At 55.7% G+C, this 16,525-nt stretch carries 12 protein-coding genes; 7 read left to right on the forward strand and 5 right to left on the reverse strand.

The genetic code is table 11. The annotated features are described in order from the left end of the window. Window positions 1-4: 4 nt before the first annotated feature. Window positions 5-2,878, reverse strand: a complete 2,874-nt coding sequence (locus tag J8E65_RS06840; protein WP_237181723.1) for an SLBB domain-containing protein — start codon at window positions 2,876-2,878, stop codon at window positions 5-7. 328 nt (window positions 2,879-3,206) lie between these two features. Between J8E65_RS06840 and thiE the strand changes: the two genes are divergently transcribed. The 3 genes from thiE to J8E65_RS06855 are packed head-to-tail and all read left to right on the forward strand — an operon-like array spanning window position 3,207 to window position 6,522. Then, window positions 3,207-3,863, forward strand: a complete 657-nt coding sequence (gene thiE / locus J8E65_RS06845) for a thiamine phosphate synthase (RefSeq protein WP_210374888.1) — start codon at window positions 3,207-3,209, stop codon at window positions 3,861-3,863. A gap of 59 nt (window positions 3,864-3,922) precedes the next feature. Beyond that, window positions 3,923-5,023 (forward strand): DHH family phosphoesterase, encoded by a 1,101-nt coding sequence (locus tag J8E65_RS06850; RefSeq protein WP_210374889.1) that lies wholly within the window; start codon window positions 3,923-3,925, stop codon window positions 5,021-5,023. Beyond that, complete coding sequence (locus J8E65_RS06855; protein WP_210374890.1) at window positions 5,020-6,522, forward strand: leucyl aminopeptidase; 1,503 nt, start codon at window positions 5,020-5,022, stop codon at window positions 6,520-6,522. Before J8E65_RS06850 ends, J8E65_RS06855 begins: the two co-directional genes overlap by 4 nt. Window positions 6,523-6,680: 158 nt before the next feature. On the opposite strand, the gene J8E65_RS06860 is transcribed toward J8E65_RS06855, so the two are convergent. The 4 genes from J8E65_RS06860 to J8E65_RS06875 form a co-directional block, all read right to left on the reverse strand. After that, complete coding sequence (locus J8E65_RS06860; RefSeq protein WP_237181724.1) at window positions 6,681-7,724, reverse strand: Acg family FMN-binding oxidoreductase; 1,044 nt, start codon at window positions 7,722-7,724, stop codon at window positions 6,681-6,683. Between the two features lie 138 nt (window positions 7,725-7,862). Beyond that, complete coding sequence (locus J8E65_RS06865) at window positions 7,863-8,774, reverse strand: universal stress protein (protein ID WP_210374892.1); 912 nt, start codon at window positions 8,772-8,774, stop codon at window positions 7,863-7,865. Between the two features lie 24 nt (window positions 8,775-8,798). Further along, window positions 8,799-9,581 (reverse strand): energy transducer TonB, encoded by a 783-nt coding sequence (locus J8E65_RS06870; protein WP_210374893.1) that lies wholly within the window; start codon window positions 9,579-9,581, stop codon window positions 8,799-8,801. Between the two features lie 17 nt (window positions 9,582-9,598). After that, window positions 9,599-10,561, reverse strand: a complete 963-nt coding sequence (locus J8E65_RS06875) for a universal stress protein (RefSeq protein ID WP_210374894.1) — start codon at window positions 10,559-10,561, stop codon at window positions 9,599-9,601. A 146-nt stretch (window positions 10,562-10,707) separates the two neighbouring features. On the opposite strand from J8E65_RS06875, the gene J8E65_RS06880 reads away from it, so the two are divergent. The 4 genes from J8E65_RS06880 to J8E65_RS06895 form a co-directional block, all read left to right on the forward strand. Next, entirely contained in the window at window positions 10,708-13,605 is a 2,898-nt protein-coding gene (locus tag J8E65_RS06880) for a sensor histidine kinase (RefSeq protein ID WP_210374895.1), read from the forward strand. Window positions 13,606-13,650: 45 nt separating this feature from the next. After that, window positions 13,651-14,298, forward strand: coding sequence for a response regulator transcription factor (locus tag J8E65_RS06885; RefSeq protein WP_210374896.1), 648 nt, complete (start codon window positions 13,651-13,653; stop codon window positions 14,296-14,298). A gap of 63 nt (window positions 14,299-14,361) precedes the next feature. Beyond that, entirely contained in the window at window positions 14,362-15,363 is a 1,002-nt protein-coding gene (locus J8E65_RS06890; protein WP_210374897.1) for a T9SS type A sorting domain-containing protein, read from the forward strand. Window positions 15,364-15,451: 88 nt separating this feature from the next. Next, window positions 15,452-16,525 (forward strand): hypothetical protein (locus J8E65_RS06895; protein ID WP_210374898.1); only part of this gene is annotated, 1,074 nt, incomplete at its 3' end.

Here is a 16,525-nt window from a genome sequence, read left to right on the forward strand (position 1 = left end):
TAGTTTACAGCGTCCGCGCTAACGCAATGATTGTTAACGCACTAGCAGCAATCGAGGCAATATCGGTCAACGTTTTGCCTACGTCAAACGTTATCTGGCGTTTTTCCTCTGGAGGTCTGCGTACTACCTCGATGCGTGCCCCTTCGTCGACGACTGGGTCACGCTGAAACCACCCCTTCAAGCCTAAATACACCGGATAGGTTGCGCCGTTAGCCTGGGTGACCAGAATCACCCGCGAATCTTCGTCCAGGCCACCCGCGCGCTCAATGTAATACCCCACCCGCCGGCCAGGAATATATTTGATTAAACCAGGTCGGCGAACATTGCCGTCTACCAGTACGGTGCCTGGCTTAAGCGGGACGCGTATTTCATCGCCCGGCAATAGCACCACATTATGGCGCGGGTCGCGGCGTAGTGCGCGCTCCATATCCACCACCACAGGCAGCCCATTCCGCAACAGCTGCGCCCCTTTTAGGTAGCCTGTCGGCAAAACGCCACCAGCCCGCTCTAGCACATCGGCAAGCGTTTCGTTTTCCCTTAAAATCGTATAGCTGCCCGGATAGCGGACCTCGCCGCTAACCGTAACCGTTTGCTGCGGCCGAAACAGGGGGTTGCTCCGGATATAAACGCGGTCACGGTGTTCCAAACGAAACTTACGTGCGCCTTGTAAGGCTTGCGCCGTGTCATCTAAAGCAAAAGAGACCGCCTCTACATCGCGGAGCCCTTCGGCCATAGGCACTTGAAGCCGCACGGCCAGGACTTCGGTGTTGCTCGACGCTAAGTCACGAGGCAGCCGTGTGACTTCAGCCCAGTCAAGCAGCGCATCTTCGGTAAACCCACCGGCCTGGACGATCAAGTCCTCCAGCGTCATGTTTTCCTGCAAACGATAGGTCCCTGGCCGCTTCACGGAGCCACTGATCGTGACAAACTTATCCCGGATTTCTTGCAGGTCGACCGCATAGACGTGAATACTATCTCCTGGCGCTAGTAAAGCCTTCCCTGCTCCCTCATTACGAAGCGCCTCGGCCAAATCAAAAGCAATGATGATCTCTCCTGTACCATGCGGCACTTTACGAATGAGGTCAGCGCGCTCAAGATAGACCTCCTTGCGGAATTCTTCATCGAACAGCCCGCCACCTAGGAAAAGCAAGTCATAGACGGTCATGCTGTCGCGCCAAACGTAAAAACCAGGACGACGCACTTTGCCACCGATAGCAACGGTACGTGGGGCATTAAGCTCCAACTCAGAATACACGTGCAGTCGGTCTCCCGGCTGTAGGGGCAAGTTGTGCGCCGGGTCTCCTAGCATAATGCGGGAGAGGTCCAACGAGAACATGCGCTCGATGAGGGCCAGCGTATCCGTCGTGTCGTTTGCTATCGGTCCCCACTCCTGGAGAAAGCGCGAAGGCGGCCGCTCAGCTGGGTTTTGTTTAAAGCGAATGAGCTGAACGCGCCCTTCGTACACATCGCTGGTGACCCCTCCAGCGCGCTCAATCAGATCGCGCACCGTGCGCACCTGGGTATCGATTTCATAAAGTCCGGGATGGCGCACCGCACCACCGATATGTACCGCATTGCGGTTTACCTCAAGCACCGACAGCACCTCAACCCGGTCTCCGTCGTAGAGCGGCACACTCCGAAGTCCATCGAGCACACCATCAAGCGGAATCGTGATCACCTCGCGTACAATAGAAGGATCTAAGCGCTGGGCTGGTGGAATAATGCGCTCGACGCGGACGTACTGTGTAAAGGCTTCTGGTTTTAGCCCAGCTGCAAACTGAATGAGCTCGCGCAGGCCTTCGGTATCTTTCAGTTCATAAATCGCTGGACGCCGCACTTGACCCCGAATGGCCACAGTTTTACCTCGCGGAGGCACAAAAAGCTGGTCATTGTTTTGCAAGCGCACATCTTCACGCCCCTCGCCGCGCAATAGGTAGTCGTAGAGATCTACTTGGGCGATCGTTCGTCCATTGCGGACGACGCGCACCTCGCGCAAAGAGCCAGAAAGCTTAGGTCCCCCAACAGCATAGAGCGCCTGAAAAACGGTCGACTGGCTGGCAATGACATATCCACCGGGCTGCTTGACCTCACCAAGGGCATAAATATACACAGGCTGCAGACGCGTTACGGTAAGATCCATAAAGACGGTAGGGGGGTCTTCGAGTAGGCCTGCATAGCTCCGCGCAAGCCAACGCTTGAGCTCTTGGCGCAGCTGCTCAAGCCGTTTACCAGCAGCCATAAACTGACCCACGTTGGGCACAAAGATGCGGCCTTCCCGGTCAACGGTCAGGTCATAGGTAAATTCTGTAGCACCCCAGACGATCAAACGGAGTTCATCGCCTGGCCCCACCAAGTACTGGTCGTCGACTGGTCCCAGCTGATTGGGTTTAAAAGCATCGGGGATTTGCTCGAAAAGATCATAGCCAAAGTAAGCCAGCGTGTCGGGTTGCAGCGCAGGTCGGCGCAAGGTATCGCGACGGACACGCAAAGTATCGCGGCGGGCACGTAAGGTATCTGCTGGCCGCACTGGAATGGTATCCAAAGCAGCAGGAGCTACTCCTGGTGGTAAGGTCGCTGGCCGTAGGCCAGGTTGGGTCTCTTGACGCACCGCTTCCAGCAGGGCTTGGATTTGGCTTTCCGGAATACCCAACTCCCGAGCGCGCTGGGCAGCTTGTTCGGGATTAGACAGATCAATACCCAGCCGTTCAGCTTCCCGCCGCGCTTCTTCGGGAGTCAGCCCACGCCGGCGCAACTCTTCCCGAACCTGGGGAGGAATGTTCTGTGCGTTAAGCTGCTGCGGTACCAGTCCATAAAAACATACCAAAACAGCCCATCCGGCCAGCAGTTGCCGGCAGAACCAACGTGCACGCATCATCATTGCAAAATTTCCGAAAGGAGTAACGTACGCGCTGAAAAGAGATTCACCAGGAACGCGCCTTAAGATACAACGCTTTGTTCAAAGATTCGTCACAATGGGAAAAATCCTGTATAAAACTTCGCAAAAGCGTATATCGCTACGTGGACGTAAAACAGTTAAGCATACATGTTCTTTGCAAGAAACGCGTTTTTATTGGGGCCGTGTCTTGGTGGGAATCTGCATAAACGCTAGCGCTTCATTTAGGGCAAAACGGGTTCAAATGCTATCCCCAAGGGCTATCAAGACGTGCCTATGCGTTTAAGCTACAAATACCAGCAGCTGTTAGGCCATGAATACCCAGCATAAGCCAATTGGACGGTTACACGTGCTAACCGATTTTTACTTTCAGCAGCGCTATGGGCATGCTGAATTGGCCCGACTCGTAATTGAGGGAGGGGCCGACACGATCCAGTTCCGACAAAAATTCGGTAACGTTCGCCATAAGCTCTACGAAGCCCGGCGCACAGCTGCTGTCTGTCGCCAGGCCAGAATACCTTTGCTCATTGATGATCACCTGGAAATTGCGCTAGCTGTCGGAGCAGATGGGGTGCATTTAGGCCAGGAGGATTTCCCAATAGCCGAAGCCCGACGGCTTTTAGGTCCCTCAGCAATTATCGGCGCAACCGCTACCACCATTGAAGAGGCTGTGGAAGCCTGGCAGGCTGGAGCAGATTACATTGGGTTTGGCCCGGTTTTTCCTACAGCTTCAAAGGCTAACCCAGCATCGGTTAAAGGCCTTGAAGGATTGGCGGCCGTTTGTGCGGCGGTTCCCATACCGGTTATTGCCATTGCAGGCATCAATGTGCAGCGCGTTTGGGCTGTGCTGGAAGCCGGTGCTTATGGTGTTGCGGTGATGACAGCCATCACTACTGCCCCAGATCCACGCGCAGCCGCAGCCCAATTTCGGGCAGCGATTGAAGCCTTTTTGCAGCAACATCAAAGATGAACTTGAAAGCCCTTGGGGCGTTAAGCAAAAGCTATTATTTTGTGATTCACCACAAACTTATGTCCAGTCGCCGGGCTGTTCTGCAGTGTTTTCGTCGCCATAGGCGCTTTTTGCTCACCACGCACATTCGTCCCGATGGGGATGCGATCGGATCTGAGTTAGCTTTGGGGCAGCTGCTTGAAAAGCTGGGCTGCGCTGTGCGGATCATCAACAGCGACCCTCCCCCCTCAAACCTTAGCTGGATGCCGGGTATTGCACACGTAGAGATCTTTGACGGCTCGCTCGAACAGCGCGGCTGGATCGACCAGGCAGAAGTGATTTGTGTACTAGACACGAACACGCTTGGTCGTCTAGGAGCGCTTGCAGCGGCTGTAGAAGCCAGTCCAGCCCGTAAGCTGCTGATTGATCACCACACGGCACCCGAAAGCTGGTTCGATCTCGCCTACGTTCGCGACACTGCTTCCTCAACCGGAGAGCTCGTCTATGAGCTCGTGCGCGCCATTGATCCAAACCTGATCGACACCGAGCTGGCCACCGCGCTGTATGTAGCCATCATGACCGACACCGGCTCGTTTCGCTTCAACTCGGTCACGCCTGCGGTGCACCGCATTGCTGCCGACCTGCTGGCACGCGGCCACCTCAGTACAGAAGCCATCCACAGCGCTATTTTCGACACGCGCACGCCTGAAAGCATGCGACTGCTGGGATGGGCACTGCGCGACCTCGAACTTCGCTATGATGGACGCCTGGCTTATATAGCCCTTTCTCGACGCATGTTTAACAAAACCGGGGCTTCTACCGAAGATACCGAGGGCTTCAGCAACCTATTGCTTTCCATCCGAGGCGTCCAAGTAGCCCTGCTGTTTACCGAAATCGACAAGGGCGTCAAAATCAGCTTCCGCTCTAAAGGGGATTACCATGTGCACACATGGGCACGGGCTTTTGGCGGCGGAGGCCATCGGAATGCGGCTGGTGCATTCGTTACAAACACCCCCCTACCTCAATTAATTGAAACTGTGCTGGCTGCAGCTCCGATCTACCTGCCTCAGTTGACAAAAACTCCCATAGAACCTGCCTCTGGCACCCTTTCGGCGGAAGATGCGTCGTATCTTTCGGCACTCCTACACCAAAAGTCGAATGCATCCCCCGCGACGTCATGAAGGTATCGGTCACTACAATCCCTTTAAATGAACTGGATATTGACTTGCTACTTATTCCCGTTGCTGAAAACGTTGTAGCCGACGCGCTCCATACGTTGTCGGAGCAGTTTGGCGAAATTGTGCAACGGGCCGGCGCTGACTTTTCTGGAGCGTTTGAGGAAACGCTCTGGCTCTACCCCGAAGCTGGGAGAGCCCGGCGATTGGCCCTGTTGGGCATGGGCGCCCCAGACCGTATTGACCTAGAACGGCTGCGCCGCGTAGCTGCACGAGGAGCCGAGCTGGCTCGCGAGCGGAAAGTGCTCACCGCTGCGATCTTACGTCCTGTAGTGCCGCTCGATGTGGAAGCCACCAGCCAAGCCCTCGTTGAAGGCTTCCTGCTGGCTGCCTATCGTTTCACCCGCTACAAGACCGAAGCTGAGCTGCGCGATATTGAGCGCCTGGTGCTACACGAAACCCCCGACGACGAAAAGGCCAGTCGCCGCGGAGCCGAACGCGGCCGCATTATTGCGGAATGCGTGATGACCGCACGCGACCTAGTCAACCTCTCTCCCGACGAAAAAACCCCTACTAAACTAGCCCGCCTCATAGAGCAGTCGGCCAAAAAGTACGGCTATGAAGCCGACGTGTGGGACAAGGCGCTCATCGAAGAAGAAGGCATGGGTGGACTATTGGCCGTCAACCGAGGTAGCACCGAACCCCCTACCTTCACCATACTGACCTGGCGTCCAGAAAATGCACTCAACGAGCGACCGGTAATTCTGGTCGGGAAAGGGGTGGTTTTCGACACCGGGGGCCTGTCGCTCAAGCCAACCAAAGACAGCATGGATTACATGAAGTCTGATATGGCTGGAGCGGCAGCCGTCGTGGGCACCATGGAGGCGCTTGCCCGCCTGAAGCTACCCCTTTACGTTATCGGCTTGATTCCAGCTACCGACAACCGACCCGGAGAAAATGCCTACGTGCCCGGCGAAGTCATTCGCATGCACTCGGGCAAAACCGTTGAAGTACTCAATACCGATGCCGAAGGGCGCCTCATTCTGGCCGATGCCCTTTCATACGCCCGCACCTACCGACCCGAACTGGTCATCGACCTGGCTACGCTTACTGGAGCCCAGATCATTGCCCTGGGGACCGAGGCCGCAGCCGTCATGACCAACCCTATCGGCGACCCCCAAGCCCGACTCGAAGCCATAGTGGCAGCTGGTGAACGCAGCGGCGACCGCGTACATCCCCTACCTATGTATGAAGAATACGCCAAACTGCTCGAAAGCGACGTGGCCGACCTAAAAAACATTGGCGGCCGCGAGGCAGGCTCTATTACCGCAGCTAAGTTCCTAGAACACTTTGTCGACTACCCCTGGATTCATATCGATATGGCCGGACCCGCCTTTCTCAAAGAGCCTAAACCCTATCGTCCTAAAGGCGGCACCGGCTTTGGCGTGCGGCTGCTGGTAGAGTTTTTGCGCGACTATGCCTCACCGCACCGCCGGGCTTTCTAAAAAGATTTCTAAGCCTCAAGGTAACAACCGGACGTGCTGGGGTGTCTTTTTACCAGAAGCACGTCCTGGAGGCTTGCACCTTCAGGTCCTTTCTTGCAAGTCTCCTTTACACATGGTGGGGCAGCCGGCGCAGCTCCAAGAGGACTGCGCCGGTTTTTTTACATATAGCGATGCTGCAGGATGACTTCATGAACGGGACGGCGCGGCGTAGGTGGCACTGGAGGCCCATAGCCTAAACGCAGGATGACCTGGGGATAAGCTTCGGTAGCCAACCAACGCCGCAACATACTTCGCACTTCCGGGACCTCAATAGGTTGGTTAAGGAAGGAGGCAGAAAGGTTATAATCAGCGGCCTGAAGCAGCAAGCGATCCAGTGCCTGCCCAGCCGTAAGCCAGGCTAAGGGCGTATCGGCATTGGTCAATAGCACGAGTAGCACGGGCGAGCCTTCGGCCAATTGCCGATCGCGCGCCACTTGTCCTTTTGCCCAGAAAAACGTGCGCACCATCAAAGGTCCAGCAGGACCCAGCCATTCACTTAACCCCCGTGCCGTGATCGGCAGGCCATCCCGGCTTTGCTTACGAGCAGGGTGCGTCCACGCAGCCAACTCCCGTCGAAATCGCGGATCAGCCATCTGTCGGCGTTCAGCCTCAGCAATCAGTTCCGCTAAGGCGTAGCGTGCTTCCTGATCTTGCACGATCCGAAGCTGCGCACCTTCTTGCACCACGGCCCGCTCCAACGCATGCAGCTCAGCCTCAGGTACAGAGCGGCCTTCAAACGGCAGCCGATTGGTTCGCCGTTTTTTGATGGCTTGAAACAAACGATGGTCCAGCAAAGTGGCCGGCTCAGGAGGCCCTTGTCGAATAAAAGCCAATAAGTCCGGATCTTCTGGGTCTGGGAAAAGCCGCACCTGAGGTTGATAGCCAAAATGCCGCATGGCCACCTGCAGATGAAACAGCGCTGCACCACAACTGATGATGAGCTGGCGATCTTCAGGGTCTACAACAGCCAGCGACCGCGTCCGATCCGCATAGAGTTCCACTTCACTACCCACAATGCGAAAACGCCAAGGCTGCGTGTTATGTATCGAAGGGGCGAGTACAGCATAGTTTAACAAAAAGCGCAATTGTTGCTCTGGCAGAGCAGCGCGTGGGAAATCGTGTTCCGCTACCTGCCAAGGATCTTCAACCCATGCCGTCGACATGCCGAAAGCTGCACTTGCCGGTTTAAAAGCACATCCCATCAACTTGCTCTAGCATACAACAAACCAAGGGCTTATCTCTTCCGGCAAAGGATGCCCAACGTCGCGGGGGATTTATGGGTTTTGGTGTAGGGGAATCCCCTACACGTCTGTTTTCAGAGGCCAAGGAGCAGCACGCAAGGTAAGTACGGGAACAGGTGCCTGGCGAAGTACGCGCTCGGTCACGCTTCCCAGAAGCCAACGGGCTACGCCCGAGCGACCATGCGTTGCCATAAAGATAAGATCGGCAGCATCTCGACGGGCTTGCTCAAGAATGGTCAGATCTACCGGCCCTTCTTCGATACGCGCGGCAGCTTCTATGTCCGGCGACAGTTCGGTTTCAAGCCACAGGTTTAGCGCTGCTACCAGACGCTGCTGCAACTCAGGCATAAGGTCATAGGCGGCAGCAACTTCTGCCACCGGAATAGGCACCCAAGCCGGCATGAGCACATGCAGCAGCGTTACCCGGGCCCGAAAATGCACCGCCCACCGGACGGCTTCTCGCAGCGCAAGGCGCGCCTCTTCTGAAAAATCGGTAGGTACCAAAATATGATGAATCGCCTCAGGGACCTCGACCTGCCCACGCAGGGTAAGCACAGGAATGGAAGCCCGACGCACAATAGCTTCAGCCACACTGCCAAGTAAAAAGCGCTTTAGCCCTCGATGGCCATGCGTTCCCATAACAATGAGTTCTGCCGCAATAGTGTCGGCATAATCCAAAATAGCATCAACGACGTCTGAACTGCGCCGCCAGGCAGGTGCAATCGTTATCCCTTCTTTTGCTACCTCCCGACAGAGCTGTTCAAGCAGTTCCTGGGTTATTTCTTCTGGGAAACGTCGACGCGCCTGCACTTCAGGTCGTAAGCGCACCGGGCTGTACGGGTCTGCTTCCACTGGGGTAATCACGTGCATCAGATGCACCGTACAGCCCGGTGCAACCAACCGCATCGCCAGCTGGAGCGCCTTTCGCGCAGCTCCTGAAAAATCTGTGGGGACCAGCACATTGCGCCACATGGCCCGTGTTCTATGGCCCGAGGGTTATTGTGCTGCTTGCAGCCGGAAGCGAATCGGCAGTGCAAACCGCACGCGCACCGGACGTCCACGCTGCTTTCCAGGCTTGAACTGCAATTGCTGCACCGCCTTGATGGCCGCTTCGTCCAACAACCGCCCCGCAGAGCGCACCACCTCAATGTTACTCACGCGGCCATCTGGCTCTACCACAAACTGCAATACCACAAGTCCCTCCATTCCGGCCTTACGTGCCAGCTCCGGATACTCTAGCAAGGCATATAGCCGCTCAATCCCACCGATAATCTCCGGCATCTCTTCGACCACAACGAAGATTTCTGCCTCCTCTTCTTCCACAACGGTCTCTTGCTTTGGGGCTGGGGGAGGCGGCGGAGGAGGGGGCAGTTGCGTCACAGCCTCTCCAATATCCAACGCTACGTCGAAGCTCAATGCCTCCTCTTCTAGTATCGCTTCATCCGGCACAGCCACAGGTACGCTGGGACGGGGCGGCGGAGGAGGGGGAAGCTCCTGGCGCGTTTGCACAATCTCCTCCATATGCACCACCTCTTGCTCGGTCACAGCCAGCGCAAGTTGCGCTTCCGGACGCCAAGGAATCCGGAAAAGCACAATCATCAAGGCCAACGTTAAGGCCAATCCAAAGAGAATAAACAGCCGGTAGTAAGACCGCAGATCAACTTCCGGCATTTTGTAGGGCGCGCGCCGCCGCGGCAATTCCCGAGAGGATTCCGCAAGCTTTCCCATTGCTTCCTGCTGCGCCCGTGGCGGACGCCACCGATGCAAACGCGTCCTCATGGCCAACCTCCTATAGTTTACGTTGCCGACGAGGCTTGCATAGCTGCTTTGGCTTCCACCGACCGAAAGAGCGACTTGCCAAAGGCCTTGGTTACTAGCACAGGGCATGGCGCCTGCCGCACCACACGCTCCGTTACACTGCCCAAAAGCAGGTGCTGCAACCCCGTAAGCCCATGCGTCGACATCACAATTAAGTCGGCCGGCTCTCGCTCAGCCTCGTGCAGGATCTCGCGTACCGCCTTGCCATGCACAACACGGTACTGAATCGGCACCCCCGGCCCATCGGTACGCACCACAAATTCCTCAAGCGCCTTTTTTGAGCGCTCCTCTACATCAGGCATAATGTCATAAATCGAAAACACGCCCGTATTGTAAAACGCTGGATGCAGCAACTCTTCAATCACATAAAGCACCGTCAATCGCCCACCAAACTGCGCCGCAAGCTCACGCCCATAGCGTAAGGCCATGCGGCTGTGCTCTGAAAAGTCTACCGGCACCAGCAACCGCCGCGGCGGATGCACATTCCAGGGATCAACCTGCTGACGCGTCGTGATGACCGGGCACCGCGCTAGCCGCACCACCTCTTCTGCCACACTCCCCATCAGAAAGTGCCGAAACCCCCGCCGACCATGCGTGCCCAAAACAATGAGGTCAACATTGTGCTCTTCAGCGTAATCCAAAATGCCTGGCGCTGGCGCAATGTCTCGCTCAACAGCCAACACGGTTTTTATAGCCCCTGCAACATCCTTACGGGTAAGCCTCCTGGCCTCGTCGAACCGCTCCTGCATACGCTGCTTAAACTGGCTTTCCTGCGCTTCAGTCAGCGCCGAAAGTCCACGTGCTTCCTCATAGGGCACCACAACGTGCAGCAGATGCAGCTCTGCCTCATGCGCCTGCGCTAACGCCAAAGCAATAGGAAGCGCTTTTTCAGCGCATTCAGAAAAATCATCGGCAAACAAGATGCGTTTAATTTCCAGCATGGCGCCCTCCGTCTTTATAGATGGCTTGCTACAATTACATACGCCAAAGATGCAAAAGGATCTCACATGAAAGGTTATATCTTTCTTACAGAAAAAGGCGGTTTTGGCTGTAGGCATCTGCCCTACAAGAAAAGTCTTTCTACCATATGTGGGTGGGCTTTATACTCGGTCTACTGGCCGTCATAGGCCCCGATACGCTTTTGTTTTGGAACGTACCGGTCGAAGGGAAACTCCCCCAACTCTCTATCTATAGCCTGGCAGCTGATAGCACAGGGTTCCTGTGGATGAGCACGCTCGAAGGCATAGCCCGTTGGGATGGAGAAGAAGTGCGCACGTGGAAAACCTACCGATTGCCTGACGGGAGCGAACGCCCACTGAATAACACCGTCAAACTGGCTGTTGATCGCTTTAACCAAGTTTGGGCATGGCAAGACCAATACCTGCTTGTCAAAACACCCCAGAGCGAAGCTTTCGTGGCCTATCGCATGCCTCCACTTACGCTGGCACCCAACGGTACCCCTTGGTTCTGGACACGCTGCGGTCCACTTCCCTATGCGCTTGCTATGTCTGCAACAGCATGCCTCGATACCGCAGCTACAGCGCCCCTATACTGGACCGTCGATGCACTTGGGCAAGCTTGGTGGCTTCGTGGCGACACCCTCTATTGCCAAGATACTACAGCTGCCCTCAAGCCTATTGCCCAATGGCCACAAACGCAATTTCTCTATGCCGATCGACAGGGCCAACTTTCGGTGCAGCAGGGGGACCAACTTCGCGTTTTTCAAACCCAACCCGCCTGCCAGCTCACTTTACACCGCACGTTTTCTGTAAGAGAAACCATCCGTGGCGCGGTAAGTGATCACCTCGGCCGCCTATGGATTGCTACCCGATCGGGTGGCTTCCTGCTCAGCCAAGAGGGAACACTACGACGCTTTACATTACCCCTCCCTTACCGCACGCAGCTCACACGCTATTTACTTTCAATGACAAGCGATGGCCAAGGCCGCATTTGGATAGGCACCGTAGGAGGCCTATACGTCTGGGATCCCTGGCGCCCAGCCTTTCGCCTACTTGGACGCCCCCAAGGCCTAGAAAGCGGCTACGTGTCGGCCATCCTGCGCGACCGAACTGGTCGCCTATGGGTAGGCACCATTGGAGGCGGTTTGTTTGTTTTCCACCTCCAGGGAAGCGACTGGCGGCGCCTAGAACCAAGTTTCTTGCCCGAAGAATTTGTCTGGGCCTTAGCTGAAGATCCTCAGGGCCTCGTATGGGCGGCAACCGACCAGGGACTCTTTTGCCTCACCCGTCCCTACCACCTACGCCCCCACGCCACCGAAACAACCACTCCTGGTCCAAACACCTTTACAGCATTACTAGCTTTCAAAGATGGACTCTGGGCAGGTACCTACACGGGAACGCTCTACTTCGTGCGCAACAACACCCTAGAGGCACGCTATGAGGCCGGAGCTCCCATACGCAGCCTACTTCAAAACGGGGATACGCTTTGGATAGGACTTCAAAATGGACTGCTACGCTTGGTGGTCGACCACCAAGGTCAGGTGCGCCAAGCCCAACGCGAACCCTTACCCCAAAGTCCAATCGTCTGGAGCCAACGTTTGGATCCTGAAGGGCATTGGCTTGGCACTAACCTAGGGCTCTGGCTGCGCTCCGGCAAACGTTGGCTACATTGGGACGAAGCTGATGGCCTCCCCTCTCGAACTATCTATGGACTGCTACGCACAAATCGCGATCTCTGGCTAACCACCAACCGCGGCCTCGTACGGGTCGACCTTACAACCTTTCCCCAATTGCACTTTCGGGTCTACACCGCAGTAGAAGGATTAGGAATCACCGAGTTTAACCGCGGAGCCTACCACATCGACGCGCAAGGCTACCTCTACGCCGGTGGTACCCATGGGCTCGTTTGGTTCGATCCAAAAGAAATCCAGCCCTATCCGTTTGCTCCCCAACCCGTAATCCTCGCCATCTGGCGCTTCCAAAATCTTCAACGCGAAATTATACCTTTTAACGGACAGCCTATTGTACTTCCTCCTTCAGAACGCACGGTGGGTTTTGTCTTCCGCGGCCTGTTTCTTTCCTATCCTCAAGGCGTACGCTACCGAATCATACTCCGCAGCAAAAAACAAGAACTCATCGAACTAGGAACGCAAAACCAGCTCTTACTAAGCGGCCTGCGCCCTGGAACCTACCAGCTTGAACTTGAGGCTATCGGTCCTGAAGGACAACAGGGGCGCTTACTTCAACCAATCCTTTTTACCATCCGCCCCTATCTTTGGGAAACCACGGGATTCCGCATCGGCATTTTTGCATTGACCTTAGCTCTTACGGCTGGGCTTGTCTTTTTTGTGCTCTCGGAACGCTACCGACGCCTAACGCTCACCCGACAGGCTTTAGAAAATGAACGGCGTCGACTTAGTCGTGACCTGCACGACGAGGTAGGTGCTACCTTAACGAGCATCTATTTTTTGCTGACCACAACGCTGCGACAAGCGCTCTATGACCACACACTCAAAACACGCCTTCAGCAAGCCGCAGAACTCACCCGCACTGCACTGGATCAGCTCCGAATCCTACTCTGGTCGACAAACCCAGAAAATGATCGCCTGCCTGTAGTGCTAAGCTACCTGCGCGAAACCGTCCGACAGATAGCAGAAACCGGCAACCTACAGGTCCACTACGACCTCCCCCAACAGGTACCCGACCTTCCGGTCGATGCCGAACGCCGCCACCATCTCGTTTGCATCACCCGCGAAAGCTTACGCAACGTGCTCCAACACGCCCAAGCGACCACAGTCACGTTTCAGGTCCAGCTTACAAACCACACCCTCACGCTAAAGCTCTGCGACAACGGCCGTGGTTTTGATCTCCAAACCGTCGAGCAACGCGGCCTGCGCTACCTCCAAGAACGCGCCATCCGCCTAAACGGCACCCTGCAGGTTCTTACCCAACCCGGCAAAGGCACCTGCATCGAGGTCTGCATGCCTCTTCCAAAATCACCCAATCGGGTGATTGACAACGCCTAAACTTCGGCATACCCTTTAACCCACCAATCACCCCCAGTAGCTTCCATGATTCGCGTTGCCCTTGTAGACGACGAAGCCGTCGTCCGACAAACCGTCACTTTACTCCTCCAAGAAACAGGCACTTTTGAACTCACGGGATGCTACACCAATGCCCATGAAGCGCTTGCTGGCCTGCGCCAATCCCCTCCTGATGTCGCCCTCATCGATATCGGCCTGCCCGATGGCTCAGGCCTTACGCTTATCCAAACCCTGCGACCCGAACTGCCCAGCACAGAATTTTTGATCCTTACCATCTTCGATGACGATCACCACATCCTAGAGGCTATCATGGCTGGCGCTTCAGGCTACCTTCTGAAAGGAGATCTACTCGAACAGCTCCCTTGGGCAATCCAAACCATCCGTAGTGGAGGCTCGTGGATGTCGGCCAGCATTGCCCGCCGCATACTTACCCTTTTCCAACAACGACTTCGAGCACCCCAAGCCACAATTCCAGAACTTCGTCCCCGAGAACGCGAAATCCTACACCTCCTTACCCAAGGACTCTCCAATAGCGAAATCGCGGAGCAGCTCCACATTAGCCCCGAAACCGTCCGCACGCACATCCGGCACATCTATCAAAAACTTCAAGTCCGTAACCGCACCGAAGCTGTTGCTCGCTTGTTTTTACCTACGCAAAATCACCCAAACGGGTGATTGCAGCCCTTCAACTGCCGCAGCTAACTTTCCGGACAGCTCAAAAACAACCCTTCCATGGTCATGGAAAGGCGCTGGCTCTTACTCATCACCCTATGGCCCCTGCTGCTCCAAGCGCAATCCCTTCCCCTAAACCGTACCCTCTATCGCATCGAGATCACAAACGGCAGCTACACTTGCAAGCTCACCGAGGAAGGCTACGAGTATGACTGCAAAGTCTGGCCTGCCCCTACACCTTGGATGGAACTCCACTGGGATAGCCAAGCTCAAGCCTACGAGCTCCACGTACCACGCCAGATCAACTACGCCTATACAACCGTCCCCTCGAACCTGTACGTCGATAATCAGTGCCGCTTTACACAAGCCTCTTGGGAAGCACTGCATCGGAGTTTCTGCGAAGCAGCTGCCCCATTTGGCGGCTGCAGTTTCTACGATCCCTTCCTGCAAGCCTGGCCACTTTACACCTTCTACTGCCCCTACGACCCTCAATTACCCAATATGTGGGCCGTATGGCTATCCGACTTTGTCTATCCTATCAACCTAGGCCCGCAAAGACTCTCCCGTGTGGCTGTAGACTACGACCCCGACCGAGACGGAATCGTTAACGAACCCGGCTATCCTTACCTTAGCGATTCTCGAACCCTGGCCCTCTACCTATTTACCTATCACCACGACAAAAGAGATCTTAAATACGCCGCCATTATCACCCAAACGTCAAGCATGCGCTGGCTCGACGTCCTACTCTTTACCGTGCGTGCCGAAGGCAATCTCATCAATCCAGTAGCAGCTGAACCTGCCCCTAACTTCACCCAATCCCCTATCGACGTCTATCCTAATCCAGCCCACGAAGCGTTATACATCCGCTTTACCCTTGATAGGCCAACCTCAGTGGCCCTAGGCCTCTACGATCTGCTGGGCCGACCTGTTTACGAACAACCAACGCAACCCTATCCACCCGGAACACACCAACTCACTATTCACCGCGGGTCCTGGCCCGCGGGCCCCTACTTATTGCGCTTAACCCTAGGCCAGCAGCACTACACCCAAACCGTGATCTGGCCCTAAAAATCACCCAAACGGGTGATTGACCGCCTCTTGGCAAGATCATTATTAATTCAGCCATCAGGTCCTGAGCTCTAAGCCCAAAAGAAGTATGCGGCGAGTAACGGTTATTACCCTTTTGTGCTTACTCCTCAGCGACATCTCCTTAGCCCAAACGACGTACACTTTCACTGGAGAAGGGGGCACGCCAAACTGGAACGTACCTCAAAACTGGAATCCTCAAGGCGTACCTGGACCCAACGACATCGCAATCATTCCCGACCGGGAGCCTGGCCGTATCTATGACGTCGGCTTAACAAGCAACGTTACGGTAGGCAAGCTCATCGTAGGGCGGGATAACACGTTCGACCTGCGCGGATATAACCTCACCCTACAACAGGGGGGAACTATGGCCGAAGGCTCGCGGCTCTTTTTTGGTAGCAGCGGCACCCTAACAGTAGCGGCCGACTCGTTTGTAGTGCACGGAGAAGTGAACTTCATAGGACGTATTGCCGGAACAGGACAGTTCATCAACCGCGGACGACTCTATACCTCTAACACTGGCGCCACCATCGCCGGCAATTTGATCAACTATGGCACCGTCGACGTCTCTAACGGCTATTGGCGGTTTGCCCAAGGCGGCTCCTACACCAACTACGGCTCCACTACCATCACCCTCTCCTCGGGTCGTTATGATTGGCACACCACAGACAGCAGCCAGCCCCTGTCAACCATCCGCAACTACGGCCGCTGGCAGCTCCAACTAGGCCAAGGTGCCCATTGGATGGTAGGATACTACAACCCTAGCTTGCTACGCTTTGAACTCTACGGCGACACCCTCTACGGCCGCGGCCAAAACAGCACTGTCCGTATCTACAGCCAAGCCCTGCTAAGCGGCAACCCTACCATCCGCCTAGACTCCATCGCCTGGTACTTCCAAGGCCAAACCACCATAGCCGACTCCGTTAGCGGCTCAGCCACCACAACGTTCTTCTTTGGTCAATGGGGCGGCACGCTCAGCTCAGCCGACTCCAGCCGCGGCGCCGTGCTGCACATTGAAGGCTCCGGCTTCGGCCTGGGTGGCGAGACCCGCCTTAGCGGACGCATCCTCAACCGCGGACGACTCTATACCTCTAACACTGGCGCCACCATCGCCGGCAATTTGATCAACTATGGCACCGTCGAC

The organism is Rhodothermus bifroesti, assembly GCF_017908595.1.
GTDB lineage: Bacteria > Bacteroidota > Rhodothermia > Rhodothermales > Rhodothermaceae > Rhodothermus > Rhodothermus bifroesti.

Excerpts from the sequence above, each read along its gene's own strand:
- J8E65_RS06850 (WP_210374889.1), top strand. The coding sequence starts at position 3,923 with ATGTCCAGTCGCCGGGCTGTTCTGCAGTGTTTTCGTCGCCATAGGCGC.
- J8E65_RS06865 (WP_210374892.1), bottom strand. The coding sequence starts at position 8,774 with ATGTGGCGCAATGTGCTGGTCCCCACAGATTTTTCAGGAGCTGCGCGA.
- J8E65_RS06890 (WP_210374897.1), top strand. The coding sequence starts at position 14,362 with ATGGAAAGGCGCTGGCTCTTACTCATCACCCTATGGCCCCTGCTGCTC.
- J8E65_RS06870 (WP_210374893.1), bottom strand. The coding sequence starts at position 9,581 with ATGAGGACGCGTTTGCATCGGTGGCGTCCGCCACGGGCGCAGCAGGAA.
- thiE (WP_210374888.1), top strand. The coding sequence starts at position 3,207 with ATGAATACCCAGCATAAGCCAATTGGACGGTTACACGTGCTAACCGAT.
- J8E65_RS06880 (WP_210374895.1), top strand. The coding sequence starts at position 10,708 with ATGTGGGTGGGCTTTATACTCGGTCTACTGGCCGTCATAGGCCCCGAT.
- J8E65_RS06875 (WP_210374894.1), bottom strand. The coding sequence starts at position 10,561 with ATGCTGGAAATTAAACGCATCTTGTTTGCCGATGATTTTTCTGAATGC.
- J8E65_RS06840 (WP_237181723.1), bottom strand. The coding sequence starts at position 2,878 with ATGATGATGCGTGCACGTTGGTTCTGCCGGCAACTGCTGGCCGGATGG.
- J8E65_RS06855 (WP_210374890.1), top strand. The coding sequence starts at position 5,020 with ATGAAGGTATCGGTCACTACAATCCCTTTAAATGAACTGGATATTGAC.
- J8E65_RS06860 (WP_237181724.1), bottom strand. The coding sequence starts at position 7,724 with ATGTCGACGGCATGGGTTGAAGATCCTTGGCAGGTAGCGGAACACGAT.
- J8E65_RS06885 (WP_210374896.1), top strand. The coding sequence starts at position 13,651 with ATGATTCGCGTTGCCCTTGTAGACGACGAAGCCGTCGTCCGACAAACC.